This is a genomic window from Lysobacter sp. P5_C4 (assembly GCF_054049695.1).
In genome coordinates, this window is sequence record NZ_JBFULX010000002.1 from 455419 (window position 1) to 470310 (window position 14892).

The following is a 14892-nucleotide window of genomic DNA, read 5'->3' on the forward strand; positions in this document are numbered from 1 at the left end:
GCATGCGCCACGCCCCCCTGATGCTGTCCCTGGCCGTCACGCTCGCGCTCGGCGCCTGCGCGAAGAACGAAACCCCTGCGACGCCGGGCACGCCCGCCGCGGCCTCCACCGCAGCCGCCGCCCCCGCCACGCAGGCCGCCGCCGTGACCGACGAACACTCCTATGCGCAGCCGGACAAGGTCCGCACGACCGATCTCGCGCTCGATCTGAACCTCGACTTCGCCAGGAAGACGTTGTCGGGCACCGCGACCTATTCGCTCGACTGGGTCGACCCCGCCGCCACGCAGCTCGTGCTCGATACGCGCGAGCTGACCATCGCGAAGGCCGAAGGCCTGGGCGCCGACGGCCAGTGGGCGCCGTTGCAATTCAAACTCGCCGACGGCGCCGACAAGGTACTCGGCACCAAGCTGACCATCGAAACGCCGCAGCGCCCCAAGCAAGTGCGCGTGACGTACACGACCTCGCCGACCGCCTCGGGCCTGCAGTGGCTCGAACCGTCGATGACGGCCGGCAAGAAGCAGCCCTTCATGTTCAGCCAGTCGCAGCAGATCCACGCGCGCTCGTGGGTGCCGTTGCAGGACACGCCGATCGTGCGCTTCAGCTACACCGCGCATGTCACCGCCCCGAAGGACGCGATGGTGCTGATGAGCGCCGACAACGATCCGAAGGCCGCGCGCGACGGCGACTACAGCTTCAAGATGCCGCAGAAGATCCCGTCCTACCTGCTCGCGATCGCGGCCGGCGACCTGGTCTTCCAGCCGATCACCGACCGCGCCGGCGTGTGGGCCGAACCGGGCACGGTGAAGCCGGCGGCGTCCGAATTCGCCGATACCGGCAAGATGATCGACACCGCCGAGAAGTTGTACGGCCCCTATCGCTGGGACCGCTACGACATCCTCGTGCTGCCGCCGTCGTTCCCGTACGGCGGCATGGAAAATCCGCGCCTGACCTTCGCCACGCCGACCGTGATCGTCGGCGACAAGTCGCTCGTCTCGCTCGTCGCCCATGAGCTTGCGCACAGTTGGTCGGGCAACCTGGTGACCTTCTCCACCGCGAAGGACGCCTGGCTCAACGAAGGCGTGACCAGCTACGTCGAAAACCGCATCGTCGAAGCGCTGTACGGCAAGCCGCGCGCCGACATGGAGCTGGTGATCAACCGCAACGAGTTGAAGACCGAATACACCGAAGAGAACAAGCCGCTGCAGAAGCTCGCGGGCAAGGCGGGCGAACTGAAGGATCCGGACGACAACCTCAGCTCGACGGTCTACACCAAGGGCGCCTGGTTCATGCAGTTCCTGGAACAGCGCGTCGGTCGCGAAAACTTCGATGCGTTCCTGCGCGGCTACTTCGACCACTTCGCGTTCCAGTCGATCTCCTCGCAGCAGTTCGCCGACTACGCGAAAGCCAACCTGCTCGACAAGTACCCGGGCAAGGTGACGCAGGATGAGTTCGACGAATGGCTGTACCAGCCGGGCGTGCCATCCGATGCACCGCAGATCGCATCGCCGCGTTTCGACGCGATCGACGCCGCGCGCAAGGCGTGGTTGGAAGACGGCACGCTGCCGGCCAGCGACGCGACGGGCAAGTGGACGACGCAGGAGTGGGTGCACTTCATCGAAGGCATGCCCACCACGCTCAACACCAAGCAGATGGAAGAACTGGACAAGGCCTACAAGTTCACCGGCACGCCGAACGGCGAGATCGCGCAGCGCTGGTATCCGCTCGCGGTGCGCAGCGGGTATACGCAGGCGAACGAAGCAATCGCAGCTTTCCTGCAGAAGATCGGCCGTCGCAAGCTGATCATGCCGACGTACAACGAACTGGTAAAAACGCCGGAAGGCCTGAAGCTCGCCGAGGACACCTTCGCCAAGGCCAAGCCGGGCTACCACCCGATCACGACCGGTTCGGTGCAGTCGGTGATCGACAACGCGAAGTCCAAGCCGGCGCAGTAACCTGATGACGCGACCCCGCCAAGTCGCCCTCGCGGCCGCCCTCGTGGCGGCCGCGTTGCTTGCGTTGTTCGCGTACGTGATCGTCCAGCCCGATGCGGCGATCCGCATGGAGTTCGCGCGGCAGCGCTTCGACGCGAAGTTGTCCAGGCAGACGAGGGAAGTGGCGGGCCATCGCTGGGTCTACGCGACGCGCGAAGCGAAGACGGCCGATGCACCGACCATCGTGATGGTGCACGGCTTCGTCGGCAGCAAGGAAAACTTCTACCCGGTCGCGCGTGCGCTTGCCGGCAAATACCGGCTCGTGATTCCCGACCTGCCGGGCTGGGGCGAAAGCCAGCGCATCCCGCGCGAAAACTACGGCTTCCTCGCGCAGAGCGAGCGGGTCGCAGCCTTCATTCGAAACGTTTCGCCAGGCAAGCCCGTCGTGCTCGTCGGCCATTCGATGGGCGGTGGCATCGCGGCGCTCGTTGCGGCGGGGCATCCGGAACTGGTGTCGCGTGTCGCGTTGATCGATGCCGCCGGCGTGCGCTTCGACGCCAACGCATTCGGCAAGGACGTCCTCGCCGGGCAAAATCCCTATGCGGTGAACGACCGCGCGAGCATGGCGCGGTTCTTCGCCACCGTCTTCCATCGCGCGGAAGCCAGGCCGTGGGTGCCGTGGCCGGCCGACAAGGCCTACATCGCGCGGCGCGTGCACGATGCCGCGTTCGAGCAAGCGGTTCTCACCGCGATCGGCCGCGGCCCCGAACGATTCCTGCCCGGCAACGAAGCCGCGCGCATCACGCAGCCGGCGTTGCTGCTGTGGTGTCGACAGGACGCCGTGATCGATCCCAGCGCCCTCGCGCTGTACGCTCGGCAGATTCCGCAGGCGACGGGCGTATTGCTCGACGATTGCGGCCACATGTCGATCATGGAGCGGCCCGAAGACGTCGCCATCGCCATCGACCAACTCATCGAACGAGGCCAGCCCCGATGAACGCCCGCACCTGCACCACGCTCGCCGCCCTGCTGCTGCTCGCCGCGTGCGGGCCGAAGGAAGATCCGCAGGCAGCCGCGAAGGCCGCGGCCGCCGAAACGGCGCGCGTCGAACAACTCGCCGCGTCCAAGGAAAAGGAATTCGACGATGCGTTCGCGCGGAGCGATTGGAAGCTCGCGCGCGGATACGGCGATACGCTGCAGATGGATTACCCCGCTTCCGCCGCCGCAAAGCGGATCCAGCCGAAACTCGACGAAGTGCGCAGCCATCTCCACGCCGAGGAAGACGCGCGTCGCCTCGCCGCGTTGTGGGCCTACCAGGTGCAGCCTGCGAAAGGCGGCACGCAGATCTCGGCGGCGATCTATTCGAAGCAGGAAGTCGACACCGGCGGCGGCAAGCGCCCCGTGCGCCTGATCTTCCGCGACCACCCCGACTGGGGAAAGAGCGCGTATCTCGTGCTCGAGAAAGGCGACTTCGATTGCTACGCAGGCTGCAGGGTGAAGGTGACGATCGACGACGGCAAACCGAAGGCGATGGCCGCCTCGCGCCCGAAGACCGACGAGGCCATCGCGATGTTCATCACCGACCAGGGCGCGTTGTGGCGCATGGCGCGGCAGGCGAAGACGGGGCTTTCGATCGAATTCCCCGTGAAGGCCGGCGGCACGCGCACGGCGGTGTTCGAAACCGGCGGCGTGGACAAGGGCAAGCTGCCGAAGTGGAATTGATCCGACGAACGATCACGCCGGGTTAGCGCGACGGGTCTAAGCTCGACATCCCCACCGGAGCGGAGGCGACCATGCTGTCACCGCGCCTGCACAACTATCTCGACCAGCAACATTCCCACTATTCCACGCTGGTGCACGACCGCACGGTCACCGCGCACGAGACCGCGAGCGCGGCGCACGTCAGCCGCCAGTTGTTCGCCAAGACCGTGATGCTGAAGGTCGATGGCACGCTCGCGATGATGGTGATGCCCGCGGCGTATCGCGTGGACCTGACGCGCCTGTCGCGCGCGCTCGGCGGCCGAATCACGGAGCTCGCCGAGGAAACCGAATTCAAGGGTGCATTCCCCGACTGCGAAGTCGGCGCGATGCCGCCGTTCGGCAATCTCTACGGCCTGCCGGTGTTCGTCGATTCCCGCCTTGCCTCGCAACGCGAGATCGCGTTCAACGCGGGCACGCACACCGATGCGGTGCAGATGCCCTACAAGGAATTCGAGCGCCTCGCGCAGCCGGAATTACTCTGGCTGGCGCACGTGATGTGATGCGTCAGAGCGCGTAGCCGAACTGCTGCGCGAATTGTTCGCTGAAGTCCTGGTAATCGAAGCGCTGGTTCTGCGTGCCCGGGTGTTCCACCTTCAGTGCGCCCATCAGGTTGCCGATGCGGCCGATCGTCATCCAGTCCGCGCCCTTTTCGATGCCGAAGATCAGGCCTGCGCGGAATGCATCGCCGCAACCGGTGGGATCGGTGACGCGGCGCTCGTGCGCGGGCGGCACGTCGTAGGACTTGCCCGGCGTGTGGATCTGCGCGCCCTGCGGGCCGCGCGTCACGATGTAGGCTTTCACGCGCGAAACGATGTCCTTCTCGTTCCAGCCCGTGCGCTCCTGCAACAGGTTGGATTCGTAATCGTTGACGGTGACGTAGTCGGCGAGTTCGATGAAGTCGCGCAGTTCCTGCCCGTTGAACAACGGCATCGCCTGGCCCGGATCGAAGATGAAGGGAATGCCGCCCTCGGCGAATTCCTTCGCGTTCTGCAGCATGCCTTCGCGGCCGTCGGGGCTCACGATGCCGAACGTCACGCCCTGCACGTCCCTCACGTGGTTCTCGTAGCTGCGCATCATCGCGCCGGGATGGAAGGCGGTGATCTGGTTGTTGTCGTGGTCGGTGGTGATGAAGGCCTGCGGCGTGAACAGCTCGTCGATCACCTTGACCTGGTCCAGGCGGATGTCCTGCTCGACGAACCACTCGCGGTACGGGCCGAAATCCTGGCCGACGGTGGCCATCGGGATCGGATCGCCGCCCAGCAGCTTGAGGTTGTAGGCGATGTTGCCCGCGCAACCGCCGAACTCGCGACGCATCCTCGGCACGAGGAAGGAGACATTCAGGATGTGCACCTTGTCCGGGAGGATGTGGTTCTTGAACTGGTCGGGGAACACCATGATGGTGTCGTAGGCCAGGGAACCGCAGATCAGGGCGGACATCGGGAAACCTTGTATTCGGGCCGGGCTGGGCCCGCGGGGCGCACAGGGTAGCGGCCCGTTGCCCGCAAGGCCAGATCGGCCCGCTTTGCGGGCGATTCTGCGGAGGCCGTCGAATTGCCCGAAATCCCCGGAAAAAACGCGCACTCCGCGCTTGCTGGGGGGCAGGGGGAAGGATAGGCTAGCGCACCTTCGCGGCACGATTTCCAGTGCCGCCCGCATGCAGGCGACTCCCCCCGAATGTTCAAGTTCCTCGGCCGCTACTTCTCCAGCGACCTGTCCATCGATCTGGGCACGGCCAACACCCTCATCTACGTCCGCGGGCAGGGCATCGTGCTCAACGAGCCGTCCGTGGTCGCCGTTCGCCAGGATCGCCTCGGCGGCGGCACCAAGACGGTGGCCGCCGTCGGCACGGAGGCCAAGCAGATGCTCGGCCGCACGCCCGGGCATATCACCACGATCCGGCCGATGAAGGATGGCGTCATCGCCGACTTCACCTACACCGAGGAAATGCTCAAGCACTTCATCCGCAAGGTGCACAAGTCGCGCCTGCTGCGCCCCAGCCCGCGCGTGCTGGTGTGCGTGCCCTGCGGTTCGACGCAGGTCGAGCGCCGCGCGATCAAGGAATCGGCCGAAGAAGCCGGCGCCCGCGAGGTCCACCTGGTCGAAGAACCCATGGCCGCCGCCATCGGCGCCGGCATGCCCGTGACCGAAGCCTGTGGCTCGATGGTCGTGGACATCGGCGGCGGCACGACGGAAGTCGCGGTCATCGCCCTCAACGGCATCGTGTATTCGCAGTCGGCCCGCATCGGCGGCGACCGGTTCGACGAGGCGATCATCGCCTACGTGCGCCGCACGCAGGGCATGTTGATCGGCGACGCGACGGCCGAACGCATCAAGCTGGAAATCGGTTGCGCCTACCCGCCGAAGGAAGTGCGCACGATGGAGATCTCGGGCCGCCACCTGGCAGAGGGCGTGCCGAAGATGATCACGATCACCTCCAACGAAGTGCTCGAAGCGCTGCGCGAGCCGCTCGCCGGCATCGTCGCGGCGGTGAAGCAGGCGCTGGAGCAGACCCCGCCGGAACTGTGCGCCGACGTCGCCGAGCGCGGCATCGTGCTGACCGGTGGTGGCGCGCTGTTGCGCGACCTGGACCGCCTGCTGAGCGAAGAAACCGGCCTGCACGTGCAGGTGGCCGATGATCCGCTGACGTGCGTGGCGCGTGGCGGTGGCCGTGCGCTGGAGATGCTCGACATGCACGGCAACGAGTTCTTCGCGCCGGAATAACCGTATTCGGGGATGGGCCGCTCGCGGCCCATGACATCTCAGGCCAAGCCGCTCAAACCACACTACCAACGTGCCGCCCTACGCCGGTCCCGCAGCTGCCCGCCCCGGCGAAATCGTCGGCACGCTTCGGCTGCTGGCGTATCTGGCCGCGGCGTTCGCGCTGATCCTGCTCGACCATCGCGGCGGCTGGTTGTCGCAGGTCCGCCAGCAGGCGCAGGCGTTCGTGCAGCCGATGTGGGCCGTCGCCGGCTGGCCCGGCGCGGTCATCGACTCGATCAGCGACGACGCCGGCACCCGCACCTCGCTCATCGAAGAAAACCGGCGCCTGCGCAACCAGATGTTGGTCGACAGCGCGCGCATGGCGCGCCTGCAGGCGGCCTCCGCCGACAACGATCGCCTGCGCCGCATGCTGGGCGTCGTGCAGCGTGGCGGCCTGGACGTGCAACTCGCGCCGATCCTCGACATCGACCTGGATCCCACGCGCCAGCGCCTGGTGCTCGATGCGGGCAGCAGCGATGGCGTGCGCGTCGGCCAGGTCGTGATCGATGCCGGTGGCGTCGTCGGCCAGGTCATTGCCACCACCACACTGCACTCGACTGCCTTGTTGCTCACCGATCCCGACCATGCCGTGCCCGTCGCCGTGATGCGCAACGGCGTGCGCCTGGTCGCCTACGGCACCGGGCGGAGCGATCGCCTCGCGCTCGCGAGCATCCCCCTGTCGAGCGACGTCAAGGTGGGCGATGTCGTCGTCACCTCGGGCCTCGGCGAACGATTCCCCGCGGGCTTTCCCGTGGGCAGGATTTCGGCGCTGCGCCCCGACGACAGCCGTGCCTTCCTCGTCGGCGACGTCACGCCCGCCGCACAACTCGATCGCGGCCGCGACGTGCTGCTGCTCCGCAGCGCACCCGAGCGCCCGGTGATCGGACCGGCACCGGCGCGCACCGCGCCCGCCAGCGCAGCAACGGCCGTCGTGCCCGCATCCACCGTCGTCGTGCCCAGCAGGGCGTCCCTCAAGGCCCGCTCGCCGGCTGCAAGGACGTTGCCCGCACCGGCCACCACCGGAGCACGCCGCCCGTGAGCCGCGAACGCGCCGCCTGGGTCCTGCCCGTCAGCATCGTCGTCGCGCTGCTGCTCGGCCTGCTGCCGTTGCCGACGCAGGTGGCGCCGCTGCGGCCGTACTGGCTTGCGCTCGCGCTCGCCTACTGGGTGCTCGAAGAACCCGATCGCGTGGGCCTGGGCTTCGCATTCGTCGTCGGCCTGATCGCGGACCTGTGCTTCGGCAGCCTGCTCGGCGAACAGGCGCTGCGCCTGACGATTCTCGCGTTCATCCTGCAGCGGTTCCGCGCGCGGCTGCGGTTCTTCCCGCTGTCGCAACAGGCACTGGCGATCGGCGCGCTGTTGCTCAACGATCGCATCGTGACCACCGCGCTGCACCTGGCGCTGGGCGAAGCCTTGCTGCCGCCGCTGTCGTGGGTGGCCCCCGGTATCGGGATGGTGTTGTGGGCGCCGTTGTTCCTGCTGTTCGACACGCTACGCCTGCGGGCGTGGCGCAACCGCTGAAGGCCGTCGCATGCGCCGCCGCCAGCTGAAGAATGCATTCGCCGAGGCGATGCGGTTCCGAAATCGCGCGCTCATCGCGTTCGCGGCGGTCTCGCTCGCCCTGTTGGGGCTGGGCGGTTGGTACTTCCGCCTGCAGGTACTCGAACACGACGAATACGCCACGCGCTCGGAAGCCAACCGCATCAAGCCGCGCCCCGTCGTGCCCGGCCGCGGGTTGATCCTCGACCGCAAGGGCCGCGTGCTCGCCGAAAACGTGCCGGCCTTCCGCCTCGACGTCGTGCCCGACCAGGCGGGCGATACGAAGCAGCTGGTCGCCAATCTCTCGAAGATCGTCGCACTCGATCCCGAGGAACTCGAACGCTTCGACGTCGAACGCAAGGGCAAACACGGCTGGCGCCCGATCACCCTGAAGATGCGCGTCGGCGAGGAAGAAGCCGCGCGCTTCGCGGTCGACCGTTGGCGTTTCCCCGGCGTCGAGCTCGTGCCGTATCTCAATCGCCATTACCCCTACGGCGATCTGCTCGCGCACATCATCGGTTACGTCGGCCGCATCGACCAGGCGGACCTGGCGAAGATGGGCGAAGTCGATGCAGCGCTCACCCACACGGGCAAGACCGGGCTGGAGCGCTATTACGAAGACGCGCTGCGCGGCAAGGTCGGTTACGAGAAGATCGAAACCAATGTCGAGGGCCGTGCGCTGCGTCGCCTCGGCCAGGTGCCGGCGGTGCCTGGTGCGGACCTGCGTTTGTCGATCGACCTGGATTTGCAGAAGGCGATGGTCGCCGCGTTCGAGGATCACGACGGCTCGGCGGTCGCGATCGACCCGCGCACCGGCGAAATCCTCGCGATGGTGAGCCTGCCTTCGTACGACCCGAACCTCTTCGTCAACGGCATCTCGCATACGCAATACAAGGCGCTGATGGACGACCCGTCGCGGCCCTTGTTCAACCGCAACGTGCTCGGCGGTGGGCCGCCGGGTTCGACGGTGAAGCCGTTGATCGCGCTCGCCGGCCTCGACAGCGGCCTGCGCCGTCCCGAAGACAAGGTGTTCTCCACCGGCGAATTCCACATCCCCGGGCAGAAGCGCGGCTATCGCGATGCGCATGGCGGCGCCGGTTGGACCGACCTGCGCAAGTCGATCGCAGCGTCGGTGAACTTCTACTATTACAAGCTCGCCTACGACATGGGCATCGACCGCTTCTCCTCGTACATGCACAAGTACGGGTTCGGCGGGCCGTCGGGCATCGACCTGGCCGGCGAAACCAGCGGCATCGTGCCGTCGGCGGAATGGAAGGCGGGGCGTTCGAAAGAGCCTTGGTATGCCGGTGAAACCGTGATCGCGGGCATCGGGCAAGGCTATTGGGTCGCGACGACGTTGCAGCTCGCGCGCGGCGTGTCCGCGATCGCCAACGGCGGACGCCTCATGCGGCCGCACCTGGCTTCGTCGCGTCGCGACGGCTACGACACGCCGTGGTTGCCGATCGCGCAGCCGCAAGCGGTTCGCATCACCGACAACCCCGCCAACCTGCGCGCCGTGCAGGAAGGCATGATGATGACGATGCAGCCGGGCGGCACGGGTTTCAGTCTCGTGCGCGGCGCGCCGTACCTGATGGCGGGCAAGACCGGCACCGCGCAGAAGATCAGCCGCCGCGGCGGCGTGAGCGTGGACCCGCACCAGTTGCCGTTCAACCTTCGCCACCAGGCCCTGTTCGTCGGTTATGCGCCGGCGGACAACCCGACGATCGCGGTCGCCGTCGCGGTCGAACATGGTGGCTTCGGTGCAAGCACCGCGGGGCCGATCGCGCGCAAGATCTTCGACGCCTACCTGCTGGGCAAGATGCCTGAAGTGGCCCCGACGACGCAGGTTCCGGTCGCCGCTGCCGCATTGCCGGCGCCAGCACCCGCGCGATGAACGCCATCCTCCGCATCGGCGTGGATCTCACCGGGCGCATGCTGCGCACGGTGGATCCGTGGTTGCTCGGCGCGCTGCTCGCGTTGATGGGCATCGGCCTGGCCGTGCTTTACAGCGCAGGCGCCGAGACGCCGCACCTGGTGTACGCGCAGGCCGCGCGTTTCGTCGTGGGCTTGCTGGCGATGTGGGGCCTCTCGCGCATTCCGCCCACGCGGCTGCGGCATTGGTCGCCGCTGGTGTACGGCATTTCGCTGCTGCCGTTGCTGCTCGTGCTCGCGATCGGGCAGGGCAAGCACGGCAACCACTGGATCAACCTGGGCTTCTTCTACTTCCAGCCATCGGAAGTGATCAAGTTGAGCCTGCCGATGATGGTCGCGTGGTTCCTGCAGCGCGAACCATTGCCACCGAGTTTCCGCGTCGTGCTGGTCAGCGGCGCACTGATCGCGATTCCCCTGGGGCTCATCCTCCTGCAGCCGGACTTCGGGACGGGAATGCTGGTGGCATCGAGCGGCGTGTTCGCGCTGTTCCTGGCCGGGCTGTCGTGGTGGTGGTTCGTCGCCGCGTTCGCCGGCGTGGCGGCGGTCGCGCCGGCCGCGTGGTTCTTCATGCTGCGCGAGTACCAGAAGGAACGCATCCTGACCTTCCTCAATCCCGAATCCGATCCGCTCGGCGCGGGCTGGAACATCATCCAGTCGAAGATCGCCATCGGCGCGGGCGGCATGACGGGCAAGGGCTGGGGGCAGGGTTCGCAGTCGCACCTGGATTACCTGCCCGAGCACACGACCGACTTCATCTTCGCCGTGCTGAGCGAGGAATTCGGCTGGATCGGCGTGGCAACGGTGCTCACGCTGTACCTGTTCGTGATCGGGCGCTGCCTGTGGATCGCGGCCGAAGCGCGCGATGGCTATTCGCGTCTGCTCGCCGGCGCGCTGGGCCTGTCGTTCTTCGTCTACGTGATCGTCAACGGCGGCATGATCTCGGGCATGTTGCCGGTCGTCGGCGTGCCCATGCCCCTTTTGAGTTACGGCGGCACGTCGGCGGTGTCCTTGCTGGCGGGATTGGGGCTGGTGATGGCGGTGGGCGCGCATCGTCCGCGCCACGCGACCTGAAGCGCACCGCGCCACGAAATCGCGACATGGTTTGCACATTCACGCATCTGCGCTACATTCCGGCGCAATGACGAGACGCGCATTCCCGCGGTACGTCCTGTTGGTCCCCCTGGCGCTCGCCGCCGGATGCGCGACCCAGGCCCCGCCTTCCCCGCAAACCGCAGCGCCGCCCGCCACCACGCAGGTCGCGCCTGCGACGCCGGCCCCCACGCCCGCCGCGCCGATCCCGCCGCAGTTGCGCGACATCAGCGCCGCACGCGCCGAGTTCGTTCGCCTGACCGCGGCGAAGTACGACATCGATCCGGCGTACATCGCGTCGGTGCTCGACAAGGCGCAGACGCGCGACGGCATCATCGCCGCGATGTCGCGCCCGGCCGAAGCCAAACCCTGGCGCGATTACCGCCCGATCTTCATCACGCAAGGGCGCATCGACGGCGGCAAGGCCTTCATGGCGACCAACCGCGATGCGCTGGCGCGTGCCGAAGCCCGCTTCGGCGTGCCGGCGGAAATCATCACCGCGATCATCGGCGTGGAAACCAGCTACGGCGGTAACAAGGGCAGCTATCCGGTCATCGATGCGCTGTACACGCTCGCCTTCAACTACCCCCGCACCGGCGATCCGGCGAAGGCCGCGCGCGAAAACCAGCGCGAAGCCTTCTTCCGCGACGAGCTCGGGCAGTTCTTCGCGCTCGGGAAAGAAGCGGCCCTGGATATCACGCAGCTCAAGGGCAGCTATGCCGGCGCGATGGGCTACGGCCAGTTCATGCCATCGAGCTACCGCCAGTACGCGGTCGATGGCGACGACGACGGCAAGCGCGACCTGTTCGGCAACATCGACGACGCGGTCGAGTCGGTCGCCAACTATTTCGCGAAGAAGGGTGGCTGGAAACGCGGCGGCCCGGTGATGACCGCCGCGCTGCGCGATCCGTCGGCGACCGACTACAGCGCCGAGAACATCGACGTGATGCAGCCCTTCGAAAGCTTCGCGCCGATCGGCTATCGCACGACCTTGCCGCTGGCACCGGCGACGCCCGCGCAGATCGTGCGCTTCGATGGCGTGGGGGGCACCGAATACTGGATGGTGTTCGACAACTTCCGCGCGATCACCAAGTACAACACCTCGCGGTTGTACGCGACGGCCGTGTATCAACTGGCCGAGTCGATCGCCGGGCGCGATGCGCAGGTGGCGCAGCAAACGCAACTGGCCACCGTGCCGGCGCCGCCGGTGCAGGCAGAGCGCACGCCGCCATGAAGCGCGCGCTGCCGGCGTTGTGCCTGCTGCTCGCCGCGTGCGGCGGGGCGCCCACCACCAAGGCGCCGGCGCCGTCGCAGTCTTCCACCACCGTTTCGAAGGCCTCCGCGAACGCACCGGGCGGCAAGCGCCGCTCGCCTTATGCCGCCGCGCAGGAAGATCTCTCCAAGCGTGGCGATTACATCGCCGGCGGCCTGTACGCGCCGGACGTGAAGGACAGCGCACCGCCGCCGATCGAGGACGTGCACCTGATTCCCGAGCCCGATGTCGTGGCCGAACCGCGTTCGCGCTACGGCAATCGCGATTACGCGGTTCTCGGCAAGCAATACCACGTGCTCGACGATCCTGCGGGTTACGTCGAACGCGGCACGGCGTCGTTCTACGGGCAGAAATTCCACGGCCGGCGCACCTCGTCGCTCGAGGTGTACGACATGTACGCCTTCAGCGCCGCGCACAAGACGCTGCCGATCCCGTCGTTCGCGCGCGTCACGAATCTTGCGAACGGCAAGTCGGTGGTCGTGCGCGTGAACGATCGCGGCCCCTTCCACGACGGGCGCGTGATCGACCTGAGTTATGCGGCCGCGGTGAAGCTCGGCGTGTATCCGGCGGGCACCGCGAACGTGGAGGTGCGCGCGCTCACGGTGAACGACCGCGGCCCGGACATGCGCGTCGCCGCGCCCGATCCCGTGCCACCGCCCGTGTCGCCGAGCGCAATGGACCGCATGGTTGCGGCGCTTCCGATCGCGAGCGCGGAAGCGGGCGAACGCAAGCCGACCGCCGCGAACGCCGAGCCCGAACCCACGCCGCCCGGCCCGTGGCGCTTCGACATGCGCCAGGACGGCAAGGCGATGACGGCCGACGAGTTCGACCAATGGATGAAGGAACGCCAGGTGCGTGTTGCGACCGGAAAATCGGGCGCACCGGACCAGCGCCCGCCCGCGGAACCGGCGAAGGCACCCGTTCGGACTGAAACGGCCGCTTCCAATCCGCAGCCGCCCGTACCGGAAACGACACCGGCGCCCGTGGTGAAGGGCGACGCCGTCGTGCTGCAGGTCGCGAGCTTCGCCGCACGCGCGAACGCAGAGCGCGCGCTTGCGATGCTCGAAGGCGCCGGCATTCGCGATGCACGCCTGTTCGACGCCACCGCGTCGGGCCAGAAAGTGTGGCGCCTGCGCGTCGGCCCGGTGCCGGGCGAGCGCGTTGCGGAACTCAGCGCGACCGTCGCAGGTCTCGGATTCGGCCGCCCGAACATCGTGCGCGACTGAATCCCCGGCACGGCGCGGCCGTGACCTCTAGAATTCCCGTCTTCTTTCCCTTTCGCTCGCATTTTTGGAGCCCGCCGTCCTGATGAACGTCCGTCCCCTCGCCGCCCTCGCACTCGCGGCTCTCGCCACTTCCTTCATCGGCCTGTCGCTCGCCCAGGCACCGGCGCCGAAGCCCGCCGCACCTGCCGCAACCGCCGCGCTGAGCGATTCGCTGCCCGTGCCGCCGCCGCCGCAGATCCAGGGCAAGGCCTGGGTGTTGATGGACTTCGCGACCGGCCAGGTCATCGCCGGCCAGAACGGCGATGCGCAGCTGGAACCGGCGAGCATCACCAAGGTGATGACCAGCTATGTCGTCGCCGCCGAGATGAAGTCCGGCAAGGTGAAGGGCACCGATCCGGTGATGATGAGCGAGCATGCGTGGCGCGAAGGCGGCGCCGGCACCGAGGGCAGCTACAGCGGCTTCGAAGTGAACAAGACCGCGCCGCTGGTCGAGATGGAAAAGGGCATGGTCGTGCAGTCGGGCAACGATGCCGCGATCGCACTCGCCGAACACGTCGCCGGCAGTGAAGATGCATTCGCTTCGCTGATGAATGCCTACGCGCAGCGCATCGGCATGCAGCACTCGCACTTCGAAAACCCGCATGGCCTGTCGCAGCCGGGCCATGTATCGAGCGCGCACGACCTGGCGCTGCTCGGTCGGGCACTGATCCGCGATTTCCCGGAAGCGTATTCGTACAACAAGATCAAGGAATACACGGTCGGCCCGATCACGCAGCGCAACCGCAACCTCCTGCTGTGGCGCGATCCTTCCGTCGACGGCATCAAGACCGGCCACCACAGCGGCGCCGGTTACTGCCTGATGGCCTCGGCCAAGCGCGGCGACCAGCGCCTGATTTCGGTGGTCATGGGTTCGACCAGCGAGAACCAGCGCGCCGTGGATTCCCAGGCGCTGCTCAACTGGGGTTTCCGCTTCTTCGAAACCCACCGCCTGTACGAGGCCAACAAGGCGATCTCCAAGCAGAAGGTGTGGAAGGGCGCCGCCGATGAAGTGCAGCTGGGCGTGGATTCGCCGATGCTGGTGAGCACGCCGCGCGGCAAGTACGCGCAGCTCAAGCCGAGCATGGACATCCCGAAGACGCTGGTCGCGCCGATCGCGAAGGGCCAGAAGATCGGCAGCGTGAAGGTTACGCTCGACGGCAAGGTGATCGCGCAGCGCCCGATGGTGGCGCTCAACGCCGTGGAAGAAGGTGGCTTCTTCAAGCGCATGTGGGACGAATTGATGATGTGGTGGAATTCTTGATGCGCTGACGCGCATCAAGAATGGCGCCGTGCCCGCAACACCACCTGCGCCAGTTGCGCATCGGACACATCGGGCCGGCCG

The 14892-nt window shown here is 67.2% G+C and carries 11 protein-coding genes and 2 pseudogenes; 12 read left to right on the plus strand and 1 reads right to left on the minus strand.

Annotation, left to right across the window (positions count from 1 at the left end; translation table 11 throughout):
• Window positions 1-2 precede the first annotated feature (2 nt).
• From ACXJJ8_RS06525 to ACXJJ8_RS06540, 4 genes are all read left to right on the plus strand, one after another.
• Complete coding sequence (locus ACXJJ8_RS06525) at window positions 3-1952, plus strand: M1 family metallopeptidase (protein WP_499027898.1); 1950 nt, start codon at window positions 3-5, stop codon at window positions 1950-1952.
• A gap of 4 nt (window positions 1953-1956) precedes the next feature.
• On the plus strand, window positions 1957-2928 hold the full coding sequence (locus tag ACXJJ8_RS06530; protein ID WP_499027900.1) for an alpha/beta fold hydrolase: 972 nt from the start codon (window positions 1957-1959) through the stop codon (window positions 2926-2928).
• Window positions 2925-3653 (plus strand): hypothetical protein, encoded by a 729-nt coding sequence (locus ACXJJ8_RS06535; RefSeq protein ID WP_499027903.1) that lies wholly within the window; start codon window positions 2925-2927, stop codon window positions 3651-3653. Before ACXJJ8_RS06530 ends, ACXJJ8_RS06535 begins: the two co-directional genes overlap by 4 nt.
• A gap of 71 nt (window positions 3654-3724) precedes the next feature.
• Window positions 3725-4192, plus strand: coding sequence for an aminoacyl-tRNA deacylase (locus tag ACXJJ8_RS06540; protein ID WP_499027905.1), 468 nt, complete (start codon window positions 3725-3727; stop codon window positions 4190-4192).
• A gap of 4 nt (window positions 4193-4196) precedes the next feature.
• On the opposite strand, the gene ACXJJ8_RS06545 is transcribed toward ACXJJ8_RS06540, so the two are convergent.
• Window positions 4197-5129: a carbohydrate kinase family protein gene (locus tag ACXJJ8_RS06545; protein ID WP_499027907.1), complete on the minus strand. Its 933-nt coding sequence runs from the start codon at window positions 5127-5129 to the stop codon at window positions 4197-4199.
• 237 nt (window positions 5130-5366) lie between these two features.
• Here ACXJJ8_RS06545 and ACXJJ8_RS06550 point away from each other — a divergent pair, with 237 nt between their 5' ends.
• From ACXJJ8_RS06550 to ACXJJ8_RS06585, 8 genes and pseudogenes are all read left to right on the plus strand, one after another.
• A complete protein-coding gene (locus ACXJJ8_RS06550) occupies window positions 5367-6413 on the plus strand; it encodes a rod shape-determining protein (protein WP_499027909.1) in 1047 nt (348 codons plus the stop codon).
• A gap of 70 nt (window positions 6414-6483) precedes the next feature.
• Window positions 6484-7488: pseudogene (gene mreC / locus ACXJJ8_RS06555) on the plus strand (rod shape-determining protein MreC); the annotation flags it as partial.
• Window positions 7488-7973, plus strand: a complete 486-nt coding sequence (gene mreD / locus ACXJJ8_RS06560) for a rod shape-determining protein MreD (RefSeq protein ID WP_499027912.1) — start codon at window positions 7488-7490, stop codon at window positions 7971-7973. The pseudogene mreC and the gene mreD, both read left to right, overlap by 1 nt.
• 10 nt (window positions 7974-7983) lie before the next feature.
• A pseudogene (gene mrdA, locus ACXJJ8_RS06565) lies at window positions 7984-9816 on the plus strand (penicillin-binding protein 2); the annotation flags it as partial.
• Between the two features lie 65 nt (window positions 9817-9881).
• Window positions 9882-10994, plus strand: coding sequence for a rod shape-determining protein RodA (gene rodA / locus ACXJJ8_RS06570; RefSeq protein WP_499027914.1), 1113 nt, complete (start codon window positions 9882-9884; stop codon window positions 10992-10994).
• A 67-nt stretch (window positions 10995-11061) separates the two neighbouring features.
• Window positions 11062-12246 carry a lytic murein transglycosylase B gene (gene mltB / locus ACXJJ8_RS06575; RefSeq protein ID WP_499027916.1) on the plus strand — a complete coding sequence of 395 codons (1185 nt, stop codon included), beginning with the start codon at window positions 11062-11064 and terminating at the stop codon, window positions 12244-12246.
• On the plus strand, window positions 12243-13511 hold the full coding sequence (locus tag ACXJJ8_RS06580) for a septal ring lytic transglycosylase RlpA family protein (RefSeq protein WP_499027918.1): 1269 nt from the start codon (window positions 12243-12245) through the stop codon (window positions 13509-13511). Before mltB ends, ACXJJ8_RS06580 begins: the two co-directional genes overlap by 4 nt.
• An 82-nt stretch (window positions 13512-13593) precedes the next feature.
• On the plus strand, window positions 13594-14811 hold the full coding sequence (locus ACXJJ8_RS06585; protein ID WP_499027921.1) for a D-alanyl-D-alanine carboxypeptidase family protein: 1218 nt from the start codon (window positions 13594-13596) through the stop codon (window positions 14809-14811).
• Window positions 14812-14892: the final 81 nt, after the last annotated feature.